This is a genomic window from Actinacidiphila glaucinigra (assembly GCF_035918135.1).
GTDB classification, from domain to species: Bacteria; Actinomycetota; Actinomycetes; order Streptomycetales; family Streptomycetaceae; genus Actinacidiphila; species Actinacidiphila glaucinigra.
This window is the reverse complement of record NZ_CP109144.1, coordinates 5,010,686-5,027,956: the sequence shown is the minus strand read 5'-3', so window position 1 is coordinate 5,027,956 and position 17,271 is coordinate 5,010,686. Positions and strand designations below refer to the sequence as shown.

The 17,271-nt window shown below is 74.8% G+C and carries 21 protein-coding genes and 1 pseudogene; 15 read left to right on the top strand and 7 right to left on the bottom strand.

Features of this window, described 5'->3' with window-relative positions:
• Positions 1-40: 40 nt before the first annotated feature.
• Entirely contained in the window at positions 41-928 is an 888-nt protein-coding gene (locus OIE69_RS22575; RefSeq protein WP_326574975.1) for a shikimate dehydrogenase, read from the top strand.
• 36 nt (positions 929-964) lie between these two features.
• Complete coding sequence (locus OIE69_RS22570) at positions 965-2,800, top strand: bifunctional sugar phosphate isomerase/epimerase/4-hydroxyphenylpyruvate dioxygenase family protein (protein WP_326574973.1); 1,836 nt, start codon at positions 965-967, stop codon at positions 2,798-2,800.
• 28 nt (positions 2,801-2,828) lie between these two features.
• Here OIE69_RS22570 and OIE69_RS22565 read toward each other — a convergent pair whose 3' ends face one another.
• On the bottom strand, positions 2,829-3,233 hold the full coding sequence (locus tag OIE69_RS22565) for a hypothetical protein (protein WP_326574972.1): 405 nt from the start codon (positions 3,231-3,233) through the stop codon (positions 2,829-2,831).
• Positions 3,230-3,622: an ATP-binding protein gene (locus OIE69_RS22560; protein WP_326574971.1), complete on the bottom strand. Its 393-nt coding sequence runs from the start codon at positions 3,620-3,622 to the stop codon at positions 3,230-3,232. Before OIE69_RS22560 ends, OIE69_RS22565 begins: the two co-directional genes overlap by 4 nt.
• A gap of 114 nt (positions 3,623-3,736) precedes the next feature.
• Here OIE69_RS22560 and OIE69_RS22555 point away from each other — a divergent pair, with 114 nt between their 5' ends.
• From OIE69_RS22555 to OIE69_RS22535, 5 genes are all read left to right on the top strand, one after another.
• Positions 3,737-4,552 (top strand): helix-turn-helix domain-containing protein, encoded by an 816-nt coding sequence (locus OIE69_RS22555; protein WP_326574970.1) that lies wholly within the window; start codon positions 3,737-3,739, stop codon positions 4,550-4,552.
• Positions 4,549-4,749, top strand: a complete 201-nt coding sequence (locus OIE69_RS22550) for a DUF397 domain-containing protein (protein WP_326574969.1) — start codon at positions 4,549-4,551, stop codon at positions 4,747-4,749. The genes OIE69_RS22555 and OIE69_RS22550 overlap by 4 nt, the downstream gene beginning before the upstream one ends.
• A gap of 102 nt (positions 4,750-4,851) precedes the next feature.
• The gene (locus tag OIE69_RS22545) at positions 4,852-5,763 is read left to right on the top strand and encodes a hypothetical protein (RefSeq protein WP_326574968.1); all 912 of its coding nucleotides are present in this window, start codon (positions 4,852-4,854) and stop codon (positions 5,761-5,763) included.
• A gap of 38 nt (positions 5,764-5,801) precedes the next feature.
• Positions 5,802-6,017, top strand: coding sequence for a type II toxin-antitoxin system VapB family antitoxin (locus OIE69_RS22540; protein WP_326574967.1), 216 nt, complete (start codon positions 5,802-5,804; stop codon positions 6,015-6,017).
• A complete protein-coding gene (locus tag OIE69_RS22535) occupies positions 6,014-6,430 on the top strand; it encodes a PIN domain nuclease (protein WP_326574966.1) in 417 nt (138 codons plus the stop codon). The genes OIE69_RS22540 and OIE69_RS22535 overlap by 4 nt, the downstream gene beginning before the upstream one ends.
• A gap of 26 nt (positions 6,431-6,456) precedes the next feature.
• Here OIE69_RS22535 and OIE69_RS44770 read toward each other — a convergent pair.
• A pseudogene (locus tag OIE69_RS44770) lies at positions 6,457-6,600 on the bottom strand (RNA-guided endonuclease TnpB family protein); the annotation flags it as partial.
• Positions 6,601-6,816: 216 nt separating this feature from the next.
• Here OIE69_RS44770 and OIE69_RS22525 point away from each other — a divergent pair.
• Positions 6,817-7,227 (top strand): hypothetical protein, encoded by a 411-nt coding sequence (locus tag OIE69_RS22525; protein ID WP_326574964.1) that lies wholly within the window; start codon positions 6,817-6,819, stop codon positions 7,225-7,227.
• Positions 7,228-7,309: 82 nt separating this feature from the next.
• Here the strand turns inward: OIE69_RS22525 and OIE69_RS22520 are convergent, their stop codons facing one another.
• Positions 7,310-7,522 (bottom strand): hypothetical protein, encoded by a 213-nt coding sequence (locus OIE69_RS22520; protein WP_326574962.1) that lies wholly within the window; start codon positions 7,520-7,522, stop codon positions 7,310-7,312.
• A gap of 134 nt (positions 7,523-7,656) precedes the next feature.
• Here OIE69_RS22520 and OIE69_RS22515 point away from each other — a divergent pair, with 134 nt between their 5' ends.
• The 3 genes from OIE69_RS22515 (at position 7,657) to OIE69_RS22505 (ending at position 10,388) form a co-directional block, all read left to right on the top strand.
• Complete coding sequence (locus OIE69_RS22515; RefSeq protein ID WP_326574960.1) at positions 7,657-8,757, top strand: sensor histidine kinase; 1,101 nt, start codon at positions 7,657-7,659, stop codon at positions 8,755-8,757.
• 2 nt (positions 8,758-8,759) lie between these two features.
• Positions 8,760-9,428 carry a response regulator transcription factor gene (locus tag OIE69_RS22510; protein WP_326581349.1) on the top strand — a complete coding sequence of 223 codons (669 nt, stop codon included), beginning with the start codon at positions 8,760-8,762 and terminating at the stop codon, positions 9,426-9,428.
• A 99-nt stretch (positions 9,429-9,527) separates the two neighbouring features.
• Positions 9,528-10,388 (top strand): SDR family NAD(P)-dependent oxidoreductase, encoded by an 861-nt coding sequence (locus tag OIE69_RS22505; protein WP_326574958.1) that lies wholly within the window; start codon positions 9,528-9,530, stop codon positions 10,386-10,388.
• Here the strand turns inward: OIE69_RS22505 and otsB are convergent.
• Entirely contained in the window at positions 10,349-11,245 is an 897-nt protein-coding gene (gene otsB / locus OIE69_RS22500; RefSeq protein ID WP_326574956.1) for a trehalose-phosphatase, read from the bottom strand. The two genes, OIE69_RS22505 and otsB, sit on opposite strands and share 40 nt — an antisense overlap.
• 222 nt (positions 11,246-11,467) lie before the next feature.
• Positions 11,468-11,734: a DUF3263 domain-containing protein gene (locus OIE69_RS22495; RefSeq protein ID WP_326574954.1), complete on the bottom strand. Its 267-nt coding sequence runs from the start codon at positions 11,732-11,734 to the stop codon at positions 11,468-11,470.
• A gap of 171 nt (positions 11,735-11,905) precedes the next feature.
• Here OIE69_RS22495 and OIE69_RS22490 point away from each other — a divergent pair, with 171 nt between their 5' ends.
• From OIE69_RS22490 to OIE69_RS22480, 3 genes are all read left to right on the top strand, one after another.
• A complete protein-coding gene (locus tag OIE69_RS22490; RefSeq protein WP_326574952.1) occupies positions 11,906-12,820 on the top strand; it encodes an ROK family protein in 915 nt (304 codons plus the stop codon).
• The gene (nagA, locus tag OIE69_RS22485; RefSeq protein WP_392567554.1) at positions 12,763-13,956 is read left to right on the top strand and encodes an N-acetylglucosamine-6-phosphate deacetylase; all 1,194 of its coding nucleotides are present in this window, start codon (positions 12,763-12,765) and stop codon (positions 13,954-13,956) included. The genes OIE69_RS22490 and nagA overlap by 58 nt, the downstream gene beginning before the upstream one ends.
• An 89-nt stretch (positions 13,957-14,045) precedes the next feature.
• The gene (locus OIE69_RS22480; RefSeq protein ID WP_326574948.1) at positions 14,046-14,987 is read left to right on the top strand and encodes a 1-phosphofructokinase family hexose kinase; all 942 of its coding nucleotides are present in this window, start codon (positions 14,046-14,048) and stop codon (positions 14,985-14,987) included.
• A gap of 35 nt (positions 14,988-15,022) precedes the next feature.
• Here OIE69_RS22480 and OIE69_RS22475 read toward each other — a convergent pair whose 3' ends face one another.
• Positions 15,023-16,021 carry a carbohydrate-binding protein gene (locus OIE69_RS22475; protein WP_326574946.1) on the bottom strand — a complete coding sequence of 333 codons (999 nt, stop codon included), beginning with the start codon at positions 16,019-16,021 and terminating at the stop codon, positions 15,023-15,025.
• A 216-nt stretch (positions 16,022-16,237) separates the two neighbouring features.
• On the opposite strand from OIE69_RS22475, the gene OIE69_RS22470 reads away from it, so the two are divergent.
• Entirely contained in the window at positions 16,238-17,251 is a 1,014-nt protein-coding gene (locus OIE69_RS22470) for an SAM-dependent methyltransferase (RefSeq protein WP_326574944.1), read from the top strand.
• The last annotated feature ends 20 nt before the right edge of the window (positions 17,252-17,271 follow it).

The window sequence follows — 17,271 nt, the reverse complement described above, 5'->3', positions numbered from 1 at the left end:
CGGACCAGTTCGTACATTAATCGAGGATCGAGGAGCCACGGTGCCCCAGGACTCGTATCTCGTCGGCCTGATCGGCTCCGGCATCGGACCCTCGCTCAGCCCCGCGCTCCACGAGCGCGAGGCGGCCCGCCAGGGCCTGCGCCTGGTCTACCGGCTGCTCGACCTCGACGTGCTCGGCGTCCCGCCCTCCGCGGTCGGCCGCCTCGTACGGGCCGCGCGGGACACCGGCTACGACGGGCTGAACATCACCCATCCCTGCAAGCAACTGGTGATCGAGCACCTCGACGCGCTCTCCCCGCAGGCCGAGGCGCTCGGTGCCGTGAACACCGTGGTCTTCCGGGACGGCCGTGCCACCGGCCACAACACCGATGTGACCGGCTTCGCGGCCTCCTTCGCCCGCGGCCTGCCCGACGTTCCCATGGAGAGCGTCGTACAGCTCGGCGCGGGCGGCGCGGGGACCGCCGTCGCCCACGCGCTGCTCACCCTCGGCACCGGGCGGCTCACCGTCGTGGACGCCCTCGCGGACCGCGCGGCGGACCTCGCGGCCGCCCTGGAGCGGCACTTCGGCCCCGGCCGGGCGGTCGCCGGCGCACCCGCCGGGCTGTCCGCGCTCCTGCCCGCCGCCGACGGCCTGGTGCACGCCACCCCCACCGGCATGGCCGCCCACCCCGGACTGCCGCTCCCGGCACGGCTGCTGCGTCCGCGGCTGTGGGTCGCGGAGGTGGTCTACCGGCCGCTGGAGACCGAACTGCTGCGCACCGCCCGCGCGTCGGGCTGCGCCACGCTCGACGGCGGCGGCATGGCCGCCTTCCAGGCCGCGGACGCCTTCCGGCTCTTCACCGGCCGTGAACCCGGCAGCGCCCGGATGCTCGCCGACATCGCGGAACTCGCCGCGGGCGCCCCCGGTGCCGCCGGCGCCTGGAACTGAGGCGTCCGAGACCCACCGCAGCAAGGAGGAACCCCCGTGCGCACGTCCATCGCCACCGTCTCGCTCAGCGGCCCCCTCACCGAGAAGCTCGGCGCGGCCGCCCGCGCCGGGTTCGACGGCGTGGAGGTCTTCGAGAACGACCTGCTGGCCGCGCCGATCGCCCCGGAGGAGATCCGGGCGCGTGCCGCCGACTTCGGGCTGGCCATCGACCTCTACCAGCCCCTGCGCGACGTCGAGGCCGTGCCCGAGGACGTCTTCGCCCGCAACCTGCGCCGGGCGGAGCACAAGTTCCGGCTGACGCGGCGGCTCGGCGCGGACACCGTGCTGGTCTGCTCCAGCGTCTCGCCGCTCGCCCCGGACGACGACGCGCTCGCCGCCGACCAGTTGCGCAGGCTGGCGGAGCTGGCCGCGGAGCACGGGGTCAAGGTCGCCTACGAGGCCCTGGCATGGGGCCGTCGGGTGAACACCTACGACCACGCCTGGCGCATCGTCGAGGCCGCGGACCACCCGGCGCTCGGGGTGTGCCTGGACAGCTTCCACATCCTCGCCAAAGGCTCCGACCCCAAGGGCATCGAGGACATCCCCGGCGGGAAGATCTTCTTCCTGCAGCTGGCCGACGCCCCGCCGATGGCGATGGATGTGCTCCAGTGGAGCCGCCACTACCGGTGCTTCCCCGGACAGGGCGGCCTCGACGTCGCCGGGCTGGTCGGGCACGTCCTGCGCGCCGGGTACGAGGGGCCGCTCTCGCTGGAGGTCTTCAACGACGTCTTCCGCCAGGCCGACGCGGGCCGCACCGCCGTGGACGCCCAGCGTTCGCTGCGGCTGCTGCAGGAGGCCGTCGGCACCGACGCGCCGCCCCCGCCCGTGGTGCCCGGCGGGATCGCCTTCGCCGAACTCGCGACGCCCGACACCGAGCCGCTCACCACGCTGCTGGGGGCGCTCGGCTTCACCCGCACCGCCCGGCACCGCGGCAAGCCGGTCGAGCTGTGGCAGCAGGGCGAGGCCCGCGTCCTGCTCAACACCGCACCCGCCGAGGGGCGGGAGGGCCGGGGACCGGAGCTCGCCGCGGTCGGCCTGGAGTCCCCCGACCCGGCCGGCGCCGCCCGGCGGGCGGAGGCGATGCTGGCGCCGGTCCTGCCCCGCCGCCGCGCCCCCGGGGACGCGCCGCTCGACGCGGTGGCCGCGCCCGACGGCACCGAGCTGTTCTTCGTGGCCACCGACACCACGGGCACCGAGGGCTGGCTCGCCGACTTCGCGCCGCTCGGCGCCCATACCGACACCGGCCCCGGCTCCGACACCGGCGGGATCGCGGACGGGGGCACCGGCATCCGGCGCGTCGACCATCTGGCGCTCACCCAGCCGTGGCACCGCTTCGACGAGGCCGCGCTCTTCCACCGCGGCGTCCTCGGGCTCCGCCCGCAGGAGAGCGTCGACGTCGCCGACCCCTACGGGCTGCTGCGCAGCCGTGCCGTCACGAGCCCCGACGGCGGCGTCCGCATCGTGCTGAGCGTCGGCCCCGCGCCCGCCGACGACCGGACGGCCCACGCCCAGCACATCGCCCTGGCCACGGACGACCTCGTCGCCACCGCGCGCCGCGTCCGGGCCGCGGGCGGCCGCCTGCTCGCCGTTCCGGCGAACTACCACGACGACCTCGCGGCGCGGTTCGACCTCACCCCCGACGAACTGGAGACCTACCGCGAACTGGGCATCCTCTACGACCGCGACGCCCACGGCGCCTTCCTGCACTGCTACACCGAGACGGTGGGCCGCGTCTTCTTCGAGGTCGTCCAGCGTGCCGCCTACCGCGGCTACGGGGCCTCCAACGCCCCCGTCCGCCTCGCCGCGCAGCACGCGGGCCGGCTGATCGGCTGAGCCGGGCCGGCGTCGCCGACGGCCCCGGTCAGCGGGAGCGTGAGGGCGCCCGCCGGCTGATCCCCAGCCGGATGCGCCCGCCGGTCGTGCCCAGGGCCAGGTACAACTCCACCTCCGGCAGCGGTGCGCGGCGGGCGAGCGGGTCGAGCCCCACGACCAGCGCGACCGGTCCGCCGCTCGCGACGAAGGCGGACCACCGCTCACCGGCCGCGACCTCCAGTAGCGCCCCGCCGTCCGCGCCGCGCACCACCGCCCGCCCGGCACTGCGGACGGCGATCCGCTCGCCGAGCTCCGGCAGCCGCCGCCCGGGCTCGGCGAGCCCGAGGAGGGCGGCGAGTTCCGCCGTGCCGCGCCCCTGCGGGTGGGCCAGCAGCAGGAACGCCACCGGGCCGAACGCCGTGTCGTCCAGCCAGGTCCACGAGGCGGGCCTCACCGCAGCACCACCCAGACCTGCTTGCCGTCGGGCGTCGGCCGCACGCCCCACCGGTGGGCCGCCGCCGCGATCAGGTGCAGGCCGCGCCCGCGTTCGGCCGCCCAGTCCGGCGGCCCGGGGGCCGGGACCGGCAGGACGGGCGAACGGTCGCTGACCGCGGCCCGCACCCCCTCCGCGGCCAGGTCGACCAGGGTCAGCTCGCACTCCGGGGAGCCCGCGTGCCGGTGCACGTTGGCGAGTATCTCCGTGACGCACAGCGCGGCGGCGGCCGCCAGGTCCTCGCGCCCCCAGGCGCGGAGCTGTTCGCGTACGGCCCGGCGGACCTCGGCGATACGGGCGGGCTCGGCGACGACGCGCATCGCCGCCGCGGGTGGAGATTCCTGCGTCATGGGTCCAACGGTTCCCTGCCGTGGCTAGCCTGACCAGGGCGGATCTGACCCCTGGTCAGTTGTGTCGGGGCCGGTCCGCGGCTGTGTACGGCGTGTGTACCGGGAGGTGGTGCCGTGTCCGCGAAGGGCGAGGGCTCGGCCAGCATGCGGATGTTCGGCTCCGTGGCGCGGTCCCTGCGGGAGGCCCGCGGGGTCTCGACCGACGAACTGGCCGCGCACGTGGGCTACTCGAAGTCGCTGGTCGTCAAGATCGAGCGCGGCGAGCGGATGCCGCCGCCGGCGTTCGTGGAGAAGGCGGGAATCCTGCTGGGCGACGGCGGCGGGGTGCTGCGGTCCGCGGCGTGCCATCTGGAACGCGCCGAGTTCCCCTCCTGGTTCGAGGAGTACGCGGAGCTGGAGCGCGTGGCGGTGAGCCTCTACAAGTACGACACGCACGTCATCAACGGCCTGCTGCAGACCGAGGACTACGCCCGCGTGGTGCTCGGCGCCTACTGCCCGACGCTGGAGACGGAGGAGGTCGAGCGCCGCGTACGCGCCCGGCTGGCCCGGCAGTCGCTCCTGACCCGCGCTCCCGCCCCGCAGCTCGCCTTCGTCATCGAGGAGTGGGTGCTGCGCCGCCCGGTCGGCGGACGGGCCGTCCACCGGAGCCAGTTGGAGCGGCTGCTGGAGGCCGCCGCGCTGCGCCATGTCACGGTCCAGGTCATGCCGCTCTCCCACGCGGCGCACGCCGGTTTCGACGGCCCCATGACCCTGCTGGAGACGCCGGATCTGCGGCTGCTCGCCTATCTCGAAGTCCAGGGCCGCAGCGTGCTGGCGGACGGCCGGAACGAGGTCAGCAAACTCCACCAGCGCTATGCGATGATCCGCTCACAGGCCCTCAGCGTGGGGGACTCCGCCAGTGTGATCGAGCAGATTGCGGGGGAGCTATGACATCCCGACTCGCCTGGTACAAGAGCAGTTTCAGCGGCAGCGAGGGCGGCGACTGCGTCGAGGTCGCCCGTGCCCCCGGCGCCGTGCACGTGCGGGACTCCAAGGACCCCGCCGGGCCCGCGCTGGCCTTCACCGGCGAGGCGTGGACGGCGTTCGTCGCCTTCGCCGCCGACAACACCGGGACACCGGTAGAGTAATCGGCCGATCACCCTTCGTGCCCAGCGCATGAAGCGGCCCCCAGTGGTGCGCCAACACCGGCCGGGGGCCTACACCTACGAGGCTTACACAGGAGCCCGCGGATGATTCGTCATGCTATCCCGCCGTCCCGTTTCTTCTCCCAGACGCCGAACGACCTCATCCGCCATCCGCGCCTGAACGGCACCGCCGTACGGCTGCTGCAATGGGCGCTCTCCCTGCCGGAGGGGTCCCGGGAGACCCTGCAGTCCATCGGCGAGAAGATGCCCGAAGGGCGCATCGCCCTGCGCCGGGCCCGGCAGCAGCTGGAGGCGGAGGGCTATGTGCACACCCGCCGCACCCAGAGCCCCGAGACCGGCCGCTGGACGACCCGGGTACTCGTCTCCAACGTGCCGTTGCGCGACCCCGCGGAGATCGAGGCGGCCTTCGCGGCTCCGGGTGGCAGCGTCCTGACCGCCGGTGCGCCGTCCGTACGGGCCGTCGGCGCATCCCCCAAGGGGGAGAACAAGGAGGAGAACACCTCCCACCCCGAGCCCCCCGCCGACGAGCCGCTGGTCGCCCGCGCGGCGGCCGCGCTGCAGCGCCTGGGACGGCGGGAGGCCAGGCTCGCCCTCGGCGTGGCCGAGGCCGTGCGGCTGGCCCCGCTCGCCGCCCGCTGGTTGGCCCACGGCGTAAGCGAGCTGGAACTGCGCACCGCCCTGTCCTCCGGGCTGCCGCACACCGTCCACTCACCCGCAGGCTTCGTCGCCCGGCGCCTGCGCGACAAGCTCCCCGCACCGCGCCCCGCCCGCGACCCCGCCGCCCCGGCGACCCCGCTCCCCGAGTGCCCCGGCTGCGGCGACCCGCTGCCGCCCGGCCGGACCGGCCCCTGTCCGCCCTGCTCCACCGCCGCCCCCGCACCCGACGCCGCGTCGGACACTCCGCGCGGCGCCGCACTGGTCCGCGCGGGCATCACGCGACAGCGGCCCCGTGTGAAGCCGTCAACGGTCGCCGATATCATCTACGGCTCATTTTGATATCGCTGAGCCGGACACCCGTGCCGGAGGAGGCTCGCATGACCCGCACCGTCATAGACGTCGACGACCAGATGCTGGCGGAGGCGGCTGAGATCTTCGGGACCACGACCAAGGTCGCCACGGTGAACGCCGCCCTGGAAGACGCGATCAAGCGCCGCAAGCGCGCCTCGTTCCTCAACTGGCTTGAGGATGGCGGCCTTCCGGACCTCACCGGCGAGGGCGCGTCGGCGGACGACCCGAACCGGGCCGCATGAGGGACCGCTTCCTCATCGACGAGTCCGCCCTTGCGCGCTACCCGAAGCCTTCGGTGAAGGCCGTGATCAAGCCCCTCCACAACGCGGGGCTGCTCGCCGTCTGCGGCGCCGTCGAACTGGAGGTACTGCACAGCGCGCGGTCCGAGACCGACGCGGACCGCATCCGCGACGGGATGCGGGGATTCGACCGGCTGCCGACGCCGGACGAGGCCTGGGACCGCGCACCGGACGTGCAGACGCGCCTCATCACCACAGGCAACTGGAAGGCCCTGTCGCTTGCGGACCTGATCATCGGGGCGACCGCGGAGCGGCACGGCGTGACCGTCCTGCACTACGACGGCGACTTCGACCTGATCGCCGGCGTCACCGGCCAACCCGTGCGATGGGTGGTCCCGCCCGGGACGGCCGACTGACGGACACCCTCCCCGTCCCAAGCGACGGGGATTCCCGGCCCACGTGGGCTGGGGACCGGCGGTCGGCCGGCGCTTGCACGATCGGCACCGGCCGGGTCGAGACCAGCCCGGACCGGCATCACGCGGGCGGAGTTCCCGCCCCTGCGGGACACGGCTTCGCACGCGGTGCGTTCCGCCGCTCCGTCAGATCTCGGCCCGGACACCGTTCATCCTCTTTGGTCACTCAAAGTGCGGAACGCCTCGCACAAGGTGACGATGAGCGCAATCGCTTCGACCCGGAGCGAGCTCCTTCCGTCATCTTCGAAGGCAGAGAGATGAACATACGAGCGAAGAAGACCCTGCCCGGTCGACCCCGTCGTAATGTGCTTTGGGGTGTCGCCGGAACCATGACGGTCGCTGCCGCGGTCGTCACGACCACCGCATTCGTCGCCCCCCTGAACGCCACCGCCGCCGCGCGCACCGCCGCGGTCGCCGAAGACGCCGCCGGAAACCCCGTCCAGGGCAATGGCAACCGTGACAACTTCGGGCGGCTGAGGACCGCCGAGTTCCTGGGTGTCTCCGCCGTCGTGCCCTCGGGCGCGACGCAGACCGTCTCGGCGCGCTGCCCCTCGCGCACCGAGGTCACCGGCGGCGGTTTCGTCCTCAGCGACCCCGTCCTGGTCGTGCTGACGAGCCAGCGGTCCGGCAACGGATGGACGGTCACGGTCCGGAACACCGACGGCGTGATGATCAGGCCCACCGCCCGCGCCGTCGTGGAGTGCGCCGCGATCGTCCGCGACAACAACAACAACTGGTGACCCCACCCCTTCCACGTGCCACCGCCCCGGCCCCCCGTCACACAGGAACGGGGGACCGGGGCGGGCCGTGCCCGGCCGGGCGTCAGGCGCGCTTGCCCGCCGACTCCGCCGCGAAGCAGACCGCGACGCCCAGCACGACCAGGAGGACGCACACGTAGATCTCGTAGCCGTCCAGGAAGCCGATCCGGTGCGTCAGCGCCCACAGCCGGAACCAGCCGCCGGTGAGCTGGTAGGCGATGCCGCCGATGCCCTGGGAGAGCAGTACGAAGCCGAGGAAGCCGAGGAATCCCTTCATGCCACGAGGCTAGGGAGCGGGCGCCCGCGTCGGCTGTCGGCGAAAGTCGCCGATCGCGCGGGGGCTGTCGTCCGAAAGTCTCGACTTGGGGCGCGGGGGTGGTGCCGGCGCCCCGGGACCGTACATTCGGAGGAATGCGACGCGTACGGAAGGGCCTCGTCGCCGACATCGCGGTCTTCCTCGGTGCGGCGGCCTTCTCCGTGCTGTCCGTGGACGGGGTGGGCGCCTCGATCGGCCCCGTCGAGCAGGCCGTCAGCGCGGCCGCGTGCGCGGCCCTGTTCCTGCGGCGGCGGTGGCCGGTGCAGTTGGCGGTGGTGCTGCTGGTGGCCGGGTGGTTCGCGCACCTGGTCGGCGGCCCGACCGCGGTGGCGGTCTTCACCGTGGCGGCGTACCGGCCGCTGCGCACGACGGCCTGGGTGGCGGCCCTGGCGTTCGCGCCGCTGCCGCTGTTCGTGGCGCGGGGCCCCGACCCGGACCTGCCGGAGACGGGCTCGGCGATGACCTTCTTCGTGATCATGGCGGGTTCGATCGGCTGGGGGCTCTACGTGCGCTCCCGGCGCCAGCTGCTGGCCTCGTACGCCGAACGCGGTCGGCGGCAGGCCCGCGAGGAGATCGCGCGGGAGATGCACGACGTGCTGGCGCACCGGCTGTCGCTGCTGAGCGTCCACGCGGGAGCGCTGGAGTTCCACCCGGGGGCGTCCCCCGCGGAGATCGAGCGGGCCGCCGGGGTGATCCGGGAGAGCGCGCACCAGGCGCTGGACGACCTGCGCGGCATCATCGGCGTCCTGCGCGAGCCGGCCGGGCCCGCCACGGCGGACGGCGCGGGCGGTCGGCCGCAGCCCACGCTGGCGGACGTGCCGCGGCTGGTGGAGGAGTCGCGGGACGCCGGGATGCGGATCGTGCTGGAGGCGGACGACGACGCCGTGTCGTCGGCGGCCCCCGCCGCCTCGGGGCGCACGGCCTACCGCATCGTGCAGGAGGGGCTGACCAACGCCCGCAAGCACGCCCCCGGCACGGAGGTGACCGTGCGTCTCGCCGGCGGTCCCGCGCGGGGTCTGACGGTCGAGGTCAGCAACCCGGTGCCGGCCGCGGCGGCCGTGGTGCCCGCCATCCCCGGCGCCGGGCAGGGGCTGATCGGGCTGACGGAGCGGGCCTCGCTCGCCGGGGGCGACCTGGAGCACGGCCGCTCCGGCGGTGACTTCCGGGTGCGCGCCTGGCTACCGTGGGCGGCGTGAGGATGGTGCGGCTGCTGCTGGTGGACGACGACCCGCTGGTGCGGGCAGGGCTGCGGATGATGCTCGGCGGGGCACCGGACGTCGAGGTCGTCGCCGAGGCGGCCGACGGCGGCGAGGTCGCGGCGCTGGTCCGGGAGCACTCCCCCGACGTGGTGCTGATGGACATCCGCATGCCCGTCGTGGACGGGCTCACGGCGACCGAGGCGCTGCGGGCGCGGCCCGGCGCGCCGGAGGTGATCGTGCTCACCACCTTCAACACCGACGAGCACGTGCTGCGGGCGCTGCGCGCCGGCGCCGCGGGGTTCGTCCTGAAGGACACCGCGCCCCGCGAGATCGTGGAGGCGGTACGGAAGGTGGCGGCCGGCGAACCGGTGCTGTCCCCCGCGGTGACACGGCAGTTGATCGCCCAGGTCGCCGGCTCCGACGCCGAGGGCGGACGCGGCGCGCGGTCCACCGCCCGGCGCAGGCTCGCCTCGCTGGGCGAGCGGGAGCACGAGGTCGCCCTCGCCATCGGGGAGGGCCGGTCCAACGCGGAGATCGCGGCCGGCCTCCACATGAGCGTGCCGACGGTGAAGACCCACGTCTCCCGCATCCTCGGCAAGCTCGGCCTGAACAACCGGGTCCAGATCGCCGTCCTCGTCCACGACGCGGGCTCCCCGGGCCGCGGCTGACGGGGTGGGGTGACGGGGCGGGGCCGTCGGCCTGCCATGGGTGCGGAGCCGGGCTGCTTAGGGTGCGGTCATCAGCACCCGCAGAGAGCGAGAGACCCCATGACCACCGGCACCCGCAGGACCGTCCTGATCACCGGCACCTCCTCCGGCATCGGCCTGGCCGCCGCCGTCGCCGCCGCCCGCGCCGGCTGGGACGTCGTCGCGACCATGCGCGACCCCGGGAAGGCGGACGCCCTCGGCAAGGCCGCGGCCGGGGCGGGGGTCGCCGACCACGTCCACGTCAGGCGGCTGGACGTGACCGACGCCCGGCTCGTCGCAGCCGTCGTGGAGGACGCCGTCGTGGAGTTCGGCCGCCTGGACGCGGTGGTCAACAACGCCGGCGCCGGGCACGTCGGCACGATCGAGCTGGAGACGGTCGCGGACGTCCGCGCCACGATGGAGGTCAACTTCTTCGGCGTCGTCGAGGTCACCAAGGCCGCGATGCCGCACCTGCGCGCCTCGGGCGGACGGCTGGTCACCGTCACGAGCGTGGGCGGCGTCGTCGGTCAGCCCTTCAACGAGGCGTACTGCGCCGCGAAGTTCGCGGTCGAGGGCTACATGGAGTCGCTCGCGCCCGTGGCGGCCGCGGTCGGGGTCACCGTGAGCGTCGTCGAACCGGGCGCGGTCGGCAGCGAGTTCGTCGCCAACCTCGGCATCGACATCCCCGCGTACGCGGCGGCCGCGGGGCCCTACCGGCCCGCGTTCACCCACTACCTCGACCGCACCACTCAGGCGTTCGCGGCCGCCCAGACCATCGACGAGGCCGCGGCGCCCATCGTCGCGGTCCTGGCCGCCGAGCGGCCGCCCTTCCGCGTCCAGACCTCGCCGCGGGCCAAGGAGTTCACGGGCGTGAAGCTCGCGGACCTCGACGGGTCCGCGGTTCAGTCGCTGACCGGCGGGTGGGTCTCGGCGCCGTCCTGAGCGTCCCGCTCCTCAAGGGCGTCCGCGAGGGCGTCGACCAGCGCGACGACGCCCTCCGGGCCGTCCACGACGAGGTCGGCCCGGGCGGCCAGTTCGGCCACCTCCGCGCTGCCGCTGCACACCAGCACACCGGGGAGGCCGTCGGCGCGCCGCTTCTCCACGGCGCCGAAGGCGGCCAGGTCGCCCAGGTCGTCACCGGCGTACAGCACGGGACCGGCGCCGACCTCGCGCAGGTAGTCGTTGAGGGCCACGCCCTTGTCCATCCCGGGCGGCCGCAGCTCCAGCACCATCCGGCCCGGCTCCACGATCAGCCCGTGGCGGTCGGCCAGTTCGCGCAGCGGCCCGCTCAGCGACTCGAACGCCGCCTGCGGATCCTGCGTGCGGCGCGTGTGGACGGCCACCGCGCGGCCCTTGTCCTCCACCCACGTGCCCCGCCAGGCCCCGATCGCGTCCAGCACGCCCGGCAGTTCGGCCCGCACCGCGTTGACCCCGGGGTGCGTGCCGGGCGCCTTGACCTCGCCGGAACGGGCGTCCCAGCGCTCGGCGCCGTAGTGGCCCAGCACGACCATGTGCTCCAGCGCGGGTACGCCGGCGAAGCCTCCGTACCGCACGGCCACGCCCGCGGGGCGGCCCGTCACGACCACGACGGACCCGATCCGCGGCGCCAACCGGGCCAGCGCGGCGGCGGCGCGGGGATGGGCCCGCGCGGCGTCCGGATCCGGCACGATCGGGGCCAGCGTCCCGTCGAAGTCCAGTGCCAGCACGGCCCTGCGGGGCTCCGCGAGCAGTGCGGCCAGGCCGTCCTTGCCCTCGGGCGTCGTCGGTACCGGCAGTTCGTCCCTGCGGCTGCGGCTCATGCCCACGACCATACCGACCCCTGCGGGGGGCGTGCCCGGCGTACGGAAGCATCCCGCCTCCGGCGGTGTTCCCGGGGCCGGTCGGCGGGCGTGAGGCTGTGGGTGGGGAGGCCGGGGCCCCACCCTCCCCAGCCGCAGCCCGCGTCCTTGCGCCCGTAGGGCGCGAGACGGCGGGACGGCCGAACATCCGTACCGGGGACAGCCGGTCACCGCCGGACGGCGTCAGCGGTGGGTGCGGTGGGTGTCGCGGGTGCGGCGGAGGCGGTTGACCGTGACGGGGTCGTGCGCGAGGGCGCGGGGGTCGTCGAGGAGGGCGTTGAGCAGCTGGTAGTAGCGCGTGGGGGAGATGCCGAGGCGTTCGCGGATCGCGCGCTCCTTCGCGCCGGGGCCCGCCCAGGCGCGGCGGGCGATGTCGAGGACTGCGCGGTCCTGTTCCGTCAGCCCGTCCCCCGGGGAGGCCGCGTCCGCCCCGCTCTCGTCCCGTTCCATCGGACAACCATATCCGCGGCGCCGGCGACCCCGCTGCGTGATGATCCGATCGCACGGAGTCCCCGTCCGGGCGGTCCATGAGGTCTACACCACTTGCCCCGCGCACGGCACGCGATCTCTTTCCACGAGTGGACTAGACCTTTTGTGGTGTACCGCGCGACACTGTCCCCCGTGAGACACGTCATCGCCCTCGATGTGGGCGGCACCGGCATGAAGGCCGCGCTGGTCGCGACGGACGGCACGCTGCTGCACGAGGCGCGCCGCCCGACCGGCCGGGAGCGCGGCCCGGACGCCGTGGTCGAGTCCCTGCTCGACTTCGCCGCGGATCTTCGGGCGTACGGAGAAAGCGCTTACGGCGAGCCCGCCGCCGCGGCCGGCGTCGCCGTGCCCGGGCTGGTCGACGAGCGGGCCGGCGTCGCGGTCTACTCCGCGAACCTCGGCTGGCGCGACGCGCCCCTGCGCGACCTGCTCACCCGCCGCCTCGACGGCACCCGCGTGGCCCTCGGCCACGACGTGCGCGCCGGCGGCCTCGCCGAGGGCCGGCTGGGCGCGGGGCGGGGCGCCGAGCGGTTCCTGTTCGTGGCCCTGGGCACCGGCATCGCCGGGGCGATCGGCATCGAGGGCCGGGTCGAGGCCACCGAACTCGGGCACATCGTGGTCCGCCCCGGCGGCCCGGCCTGCGGCTGCGGGCAGCGGGGCTGCCTGGAGACCGCGGCCTCCGCCACCGCCGTGGCCCGCGCCTGGGAGGCCGCGGGCGGCAGTCCCGACGCCGGTGCCGCCGGCTGCGCCGCCGCCGTCGAGGCCGGCGACCCCCGCGCGGCGGCCGTGTGGGACGAGGTCGTCGCCGCCCTCGCCGACGGCCTGGTCACCGGGATCACGCTGATGACCCCGGGCACGCTGATCGTGGGCGGCGGGCTCGCCGAGGCGGGCGACACCCTCTTCACGCCGCTGCGGGCCGCCGTCGAGCGGCGGCTGACCTTCCAGCAACTCCCCCTCATCGTGCCGGCGACCCTCGGGGACACCGCCGGATGCCTGGGCGCAGGGCTGCTCGCCTGGGACCTTCTCTCCGTGGAGGTGACCGCTTGACTGCGGCAACTAGCGTGCTGACCGGTGCCCGTGTGGTGCTGCCGGGCGGCGTGGTCGAGGACGGCCGGGTGACCGTCGAGGGCCGCTCGATCGTCGCGGACGACCCGCGCCAGGCGTCCACCCGCGACCTGACGGGGCACTGGATCGTCCCCGGCTTCGTGGACATCCACGTGCACGGCGGCGGCGGCGCGTCCTTCTCCTCCGGTGACGCCGAGGCCGTCCTCACCGGAATCGCGACCCACCGGAGGCACGGCACCACGACCCTGCTCGCCTCGACGGTGACCGGGGACCTGGACGACCTCTCCCGGCAGGCCGCACTGCTGTCCGAGCTGGTGGAGCAGGGCGACCTGGCCGGCATCCACTTCGAGGGGCCGTTCATCTCCCCGCACCGGCGCGGCGCGCACAAGCCCTCGCTGCTGCGCGACCCGCATCCCTCGGACGTCCGCAAGCTGCTCGACGCCGCCCGGGGCACCGCCCGCATGGTCACCCTCGCCCCCGAACTGCCCGGCGGGCTCGACTCGGTGCGGATGCTGGCGGAGCACGGCGTCATCGCCGCCGTCGGCCACACCGACGCCGCGTACGAGGCCACCCTGCAGGCCGTCGACGCGGGCGCCACCGTGGCGACGCACCTGTTCAACGCCATGCCCTCGCTGCTGCACCGTGAACCCGGCCCGATCGCCGCGCTGCTGGAGGACGAGCGGGTCACCGTCGAGCTCATCAACGACGGCGTCCACCTCCACCCGGCCGTCCTGGAGATGGCCTTCCGCAGCGCCGGCGCCGACCGGGTCGCCTTCATCACCGACGCCATGGACGCCGCCGGCTTCGGCGACGGCCGCTACCTGCTGGGCCCGATGGAGGTCGACGTCGTCGACGGCGTCGCCCGGCTCGTCGAGGGCGGCTCCATCGCGGGTTCCACGCTCACCCTGGACACGGCGTTCAAGCGGGCCGTGACCGTGGACGGGCTGCCCGTCGCCGACGCGGTGCGCGCGCTGAGCGCCAACCCTGCGCGGCTGCTGGGCGCGTACGACCGGATCGGCTCCCTGGAGCCGGGCAAGGACGCCGACCTGGTGGTCCTGGACGCGTCGTTCGACCTCGTGGGCGTGATGCGCAAGGGCAGCTGGGTCGTCGAGCCCTGACGGGACCCCGGGCGGCGGGGTCTGTGCCTGCGGGCGTTCCTTTGGCATGATCCCTTCCCGTCGCACACGCTGTTCGAAGGGATCACGCGGTGATCGTCACCGTCACGCTGAACGCCGCCATCGACGTGACCTACCGCGTCCCCCGGCTGCGGCCGCACACCACCCACCGGGTGTCGGAGGCCGCGGAACGTCCCGGCGGCAAGGGGCTGAACGTCGCCCGCGTGCTCGCCGCGCTCGGCCACGAGGCCGTCGCGACCGGCTTCGCGGGCGGCGCGTCCGGTGACCGGCTGCGCGCCCACCTGACGGGGATCGACGGCGTCACGGACGCCCTCGTGCCCACCTCCGGCAGCACCCGGCGGACGGTGGGCGTGGTGGACGAGTCGGGCGGCGACACCACGATGTTCAACGAGCCCGGGCCGACGATCACTTCGGAGGAGTGGGCTGCCTTCCTCGGCACCTACCGCACGTTCCTGGCCGGCGGCACGACGCGCGCCGTGGCGCTGTGCGGCAGCCTGCCACCCGGGCTGCCCGTCGGCTGCTACGCCGATCTCGTCCGGGACGCGCGCGCCGCGGGCGTTCCGGTGCTGCTGGACACCAGCGGCGAGCCCCTGCGACGCGGCCTGGCCGCCCGGCCCGATCTGGTCAAGCCCAACGCCGCCGAACTGACCGGGCTCACCGGCGCGACGGAGCCCATGCGCGCCGCCCGTGACGCCCGCCGCCGCGGCGCCCGCGCCGTCGCGGCCTCACTCGGTCCCGACGGGATGCTCGCCCTCGCCGAGGACGGCACCGTGTGGACCGCCCGGCCCCCGGCGCCCGTCCCCGGCAACCCCGCGGGAGCCGGCGACTCCGCCGTCGCCGCCCTGCTCTCCGGGATCGTCGAGAGCCTCGACTGGCCGCGGCGCCTCGCCCGCGCCGTCGCCCTCTCGGCGGCCACCGTGGCGGCGCCGGTCGCGGGCGAGTTCGACCGCGGGGTGTACGAGGAACTGCTGGGGCGGGTCGACGTGATCAGTGAGGGCGACTCACGGCAGTAGCCCGCCGTGGGCGACGGGCCGCAGCCGGATCAGCCTCACCAGCCCGCGGGCTTCTGGCCCTTGTCCAGCAGCGCCAGCTGGTCGAGGTTGAAGTGGCAGGCGTCGCCCTGACCGCAGGTCAGGGCGAGCGTGTTGCTCCCCTGCTTCAGGTCGAGGGTGGCGTAAGAGCGGTACCAATGGTTCCAGTCGCCCTCCTTGCCGAAGTTCCTCAGGTCCGGCTTGTAGCTCTGGGGCGCCCCGTTGACCACGATCGTGGCGCTGGCCGAGTCCTTCTCCGCGTTGGCGTAGCGGATCCAGAAGTCGTACGAGCCGTCCTTCGGCACGTCGACCTTCCAGGTCACCGAGGCGCCCACCGCGGTCATGTTCTCGACGTACTTGCCGCCCGCCGCCAGGGTGCCCTTGTACTGGGACCCGATCGTCGCGCCGCCCGCATTGACCAGCGTCGCCGCGTCGACGACACCGGGCTCGGTCGCGCTCGCCGAGGCCGTGGGCTCGCCGGAGTTGTCGCCCTTGCCTCCGTCGCTGCTCGCCGTCGGGGTCGGGGTGCTGCCCGCCTGCGGGTTGTCGTCGTCACCGCCCGCCATGGCGACGCCGATGCCGATCGCGACGGCGGCGACCACGGCGACGGCGCCGATCAGCAGGCCCTTGCTGTTGGGGCCGCCGGGGCGCGGGGTGGACGCGCGGCGGCTTCCGCCGCCGGCCGGTCCCGCCGGTCCGGAGGGTCCGCCGGGGCCCTGGGGGAACTGCTGGGTCGCCTGGGCATGCTGCGCCTGCTGGGGCTGCGGCTGACCGTAGGCGGGCGGCTGCTGACCGTACCCGGCCTGCTGCTGCGGGTAGCCGTAACCACCCTGCTGGGACTGCTGCGGCTGCTGCGGGCGCCGCTCACCGACCCGCTGCACCTGGTTGTACGAGGTGCGGGGCACACCGGGCTGGGCAGCAGCCGCCTGACCCGGCTCCTCGCCGTCCTGGCGGTACAGGTACGCGAAGGGGTCGTCACTCCCGGGCTCAGGAGCACCGTTGTCGCCGGCCGTCATCCGCTCTTCACCTTCCACTGCCTGTCGCTTGCACAGCACCTATCAGTACCGGGCCATCCGGCAAAAGGCGTGCGCTGTCCCGATGACCGAGGTTCATGATCGATTCATCCGCGGCCGTCACGGGCGGACACACCTCTGACCACGGCACCCTACCTGGAACCGGTGATGGGCCGCTCAACCGTCCGAAGCCCCGGGTTGTGCGCATACGGTGGAGGCGTGATCGACAGCACAGCCGCGTGGACGGGGTGGCGGGAGGCCACGGAACGGGCCCTGTACGGCCCGGAAGGATTCTTCCGGCAGGAGCGCCCGGCCGCCCATTTCCGCACGTCGGTCCACGTCTCGCCGCTCTTCGCGGGGGCCGTCGCCAGGCTCCTGGAACGCGTCGACGCGGACCTCGGGCACCCCGGCGAACTGGCACTGGTGGACGTCGGCGCGGGCGCGGGGGAACTGCTCACGGGAGTGCTCGATGTGGTTCCCGCCACGTTGCGCGCCCGCCTGCGTCCGCACGCCGTGGAGAAGGCCCCGCGACCGGACGGCCTGGACGCCCGGGTGACCTGGTCCGAGGAGCTCCCGCGGGGCCTGCGGGGCCTGCTGTTCGCCAACGAGTGGCTGGACAACGTGCCGGTCGGGGTGGTGGAGACCGACGCGCACGGGGTGCCCCGGCACGTCCTCGTCCGCGCCTCGGACGGCGCCGAACGCCTCGGCGAACCGGCGTCCGGGGAGGACGCCGACTGGCTGCGCCGCTGGTGGCCGGTCGAGGGCGCGGAGGCCGGGACCAGGGCGGAGATCGGCCGCTGGCGGGATTCCGCCTGGGCGTCCGCGGTGGCCGCCCTGGAGGCCGGGCTCGCGGTCGCGGTCGACTACGGGCACCTGGCCGGGGCCCGCCCGCCGTACGGGACGCTCACCGCGTTCCGGGCGGGCCGCGAGCTCTCGCCGCCGGTGCCCGACGGCTCCTGCGACATCACGGCGCACGTGGCGATGGACGCCTGCGCGGGCCCCGGGGCGGTCCTGCGCAGCCAGCGCGACGCCCTGGGCGGCCTGGGAGTCACCGGGGGCCGTCCGCCGCTCTCGCTGGCCTCCTCCGACCCCGCCGGCTACGTGCGCGCCCTGGCCCGCGCGGGCCAGGCGGCCGAACTCACCGACCCGTCCGGGCTCGGCGGCTTCCTCTGGCTGGAGCAGCCCGTGCCCGCGGCCGGGAAAGCCCCGGGGGGCACGCCCCCGGGCGCGTAAAGGGATGGGAAACTGGGGCC

Excerpts from the sequence above, each read along its gene's own strand:
- OIE69_RS22560 (WP_326574971.1), bottom strand. The coding sequence starts at position 3,622 with ATGACGCAGGAATCTCCACCCGCGGCGGCGATGCGCGTCGTCGCCGAG.
- OIE69_RS22550 (WP_326574969.1), top strand. The coding sequence starts at position 4,549 with ATGACATCCCGACTCGCCTGGTACAAGAGCAGTTTCAGCGGCAGCGAG.
- OIE69_RS22545 (WP_326574968.1), top strand. The coding sequence starts at position 4,852 with ATGATTCGTCATGCTATCCCGCCGTCCCGTTTCTTCTCCCAGACGCCG.
- OIE69_RS22540 (WP_326574967.1), top strand. The coding sequence starts at position 5,802 with ATGACCCGCACCGTCATAGACGTCGACGACCAGATGCTGGCGGAGGCG.
- OIE69_RS22535 (WP_326574966.1), top strand. The coding sequence starts at position 6,014 with ATGAGGGACCGCTTCCTCATCGACGAGTCCGCCCTTGCGCGCTACCCG.
- OIE69_RS22525 (WP_326574964.1), top strand. The coding sequence starts at position 6,817 with ATGACGGTCGCTGCCGCGGTCGTCACGACCACCGCATTCGTCGCCCCC.
- OIE69_RS22520 (WP_326574962.1), bottom strand. The coding sequence starts at position 7,522 with ATGAAGGGATTCCTCGGCTTCCTCGGCTTCGTACTGCTCTCCCAGGGC.
- OIE69_RS22515 (WP_326574960.1), top strand. The coding sequence starts at position 7,657 with ATGCGACGCGTACGGAAGGGCCTCGTCGCCGACATCGCGGTCTTCCTC.
- OIE69_RS22510 (WP_326581349.1), top strand. The coding sequence starts at position 8,760 with ATGGTGCGGCTGCTGCTGGTGGACGACGACCCGCTGGTGCGGGCAGGG.
- OIE69_RS22505 (WP_326574958.1), top strand. The coding sequence starts at position 9,528 with ATGACCACCGGCACCCGCAGGACCGTCCTGATCACCGGCACCTCCTCC.
- otsB (WP_326574956.1), bottom strand. The coding sequence starts at position 11,245 with ATGAGCCGCAGCCGCAGGGACGAACTGCCGGTACCGACGACGCCCGAG.
- OIE69_RS22495 (WP_326574954.1), bottom strand. The coding sequence starts at position 11,734 with ATGGAACGGGACGAGAGCGGGGCGGACGCGGCCTCCCCGGGGGACGGG.
- nagA (WP_392567554.1), top strand. The coding sequence starts at position 12,763 with ATGCCTGGGCGCAGGGCTGCTCGCCTGGGACCTTCTCTCCGTGGAGGT.
- OIE69_RS22475 (WP_326574946.1), bottom strand. The coding sequence starts at position 16,021 with ATGACGGCCGGCGACAACGGTGCTCCTGAGCCCGGGAGTGACGACCCC.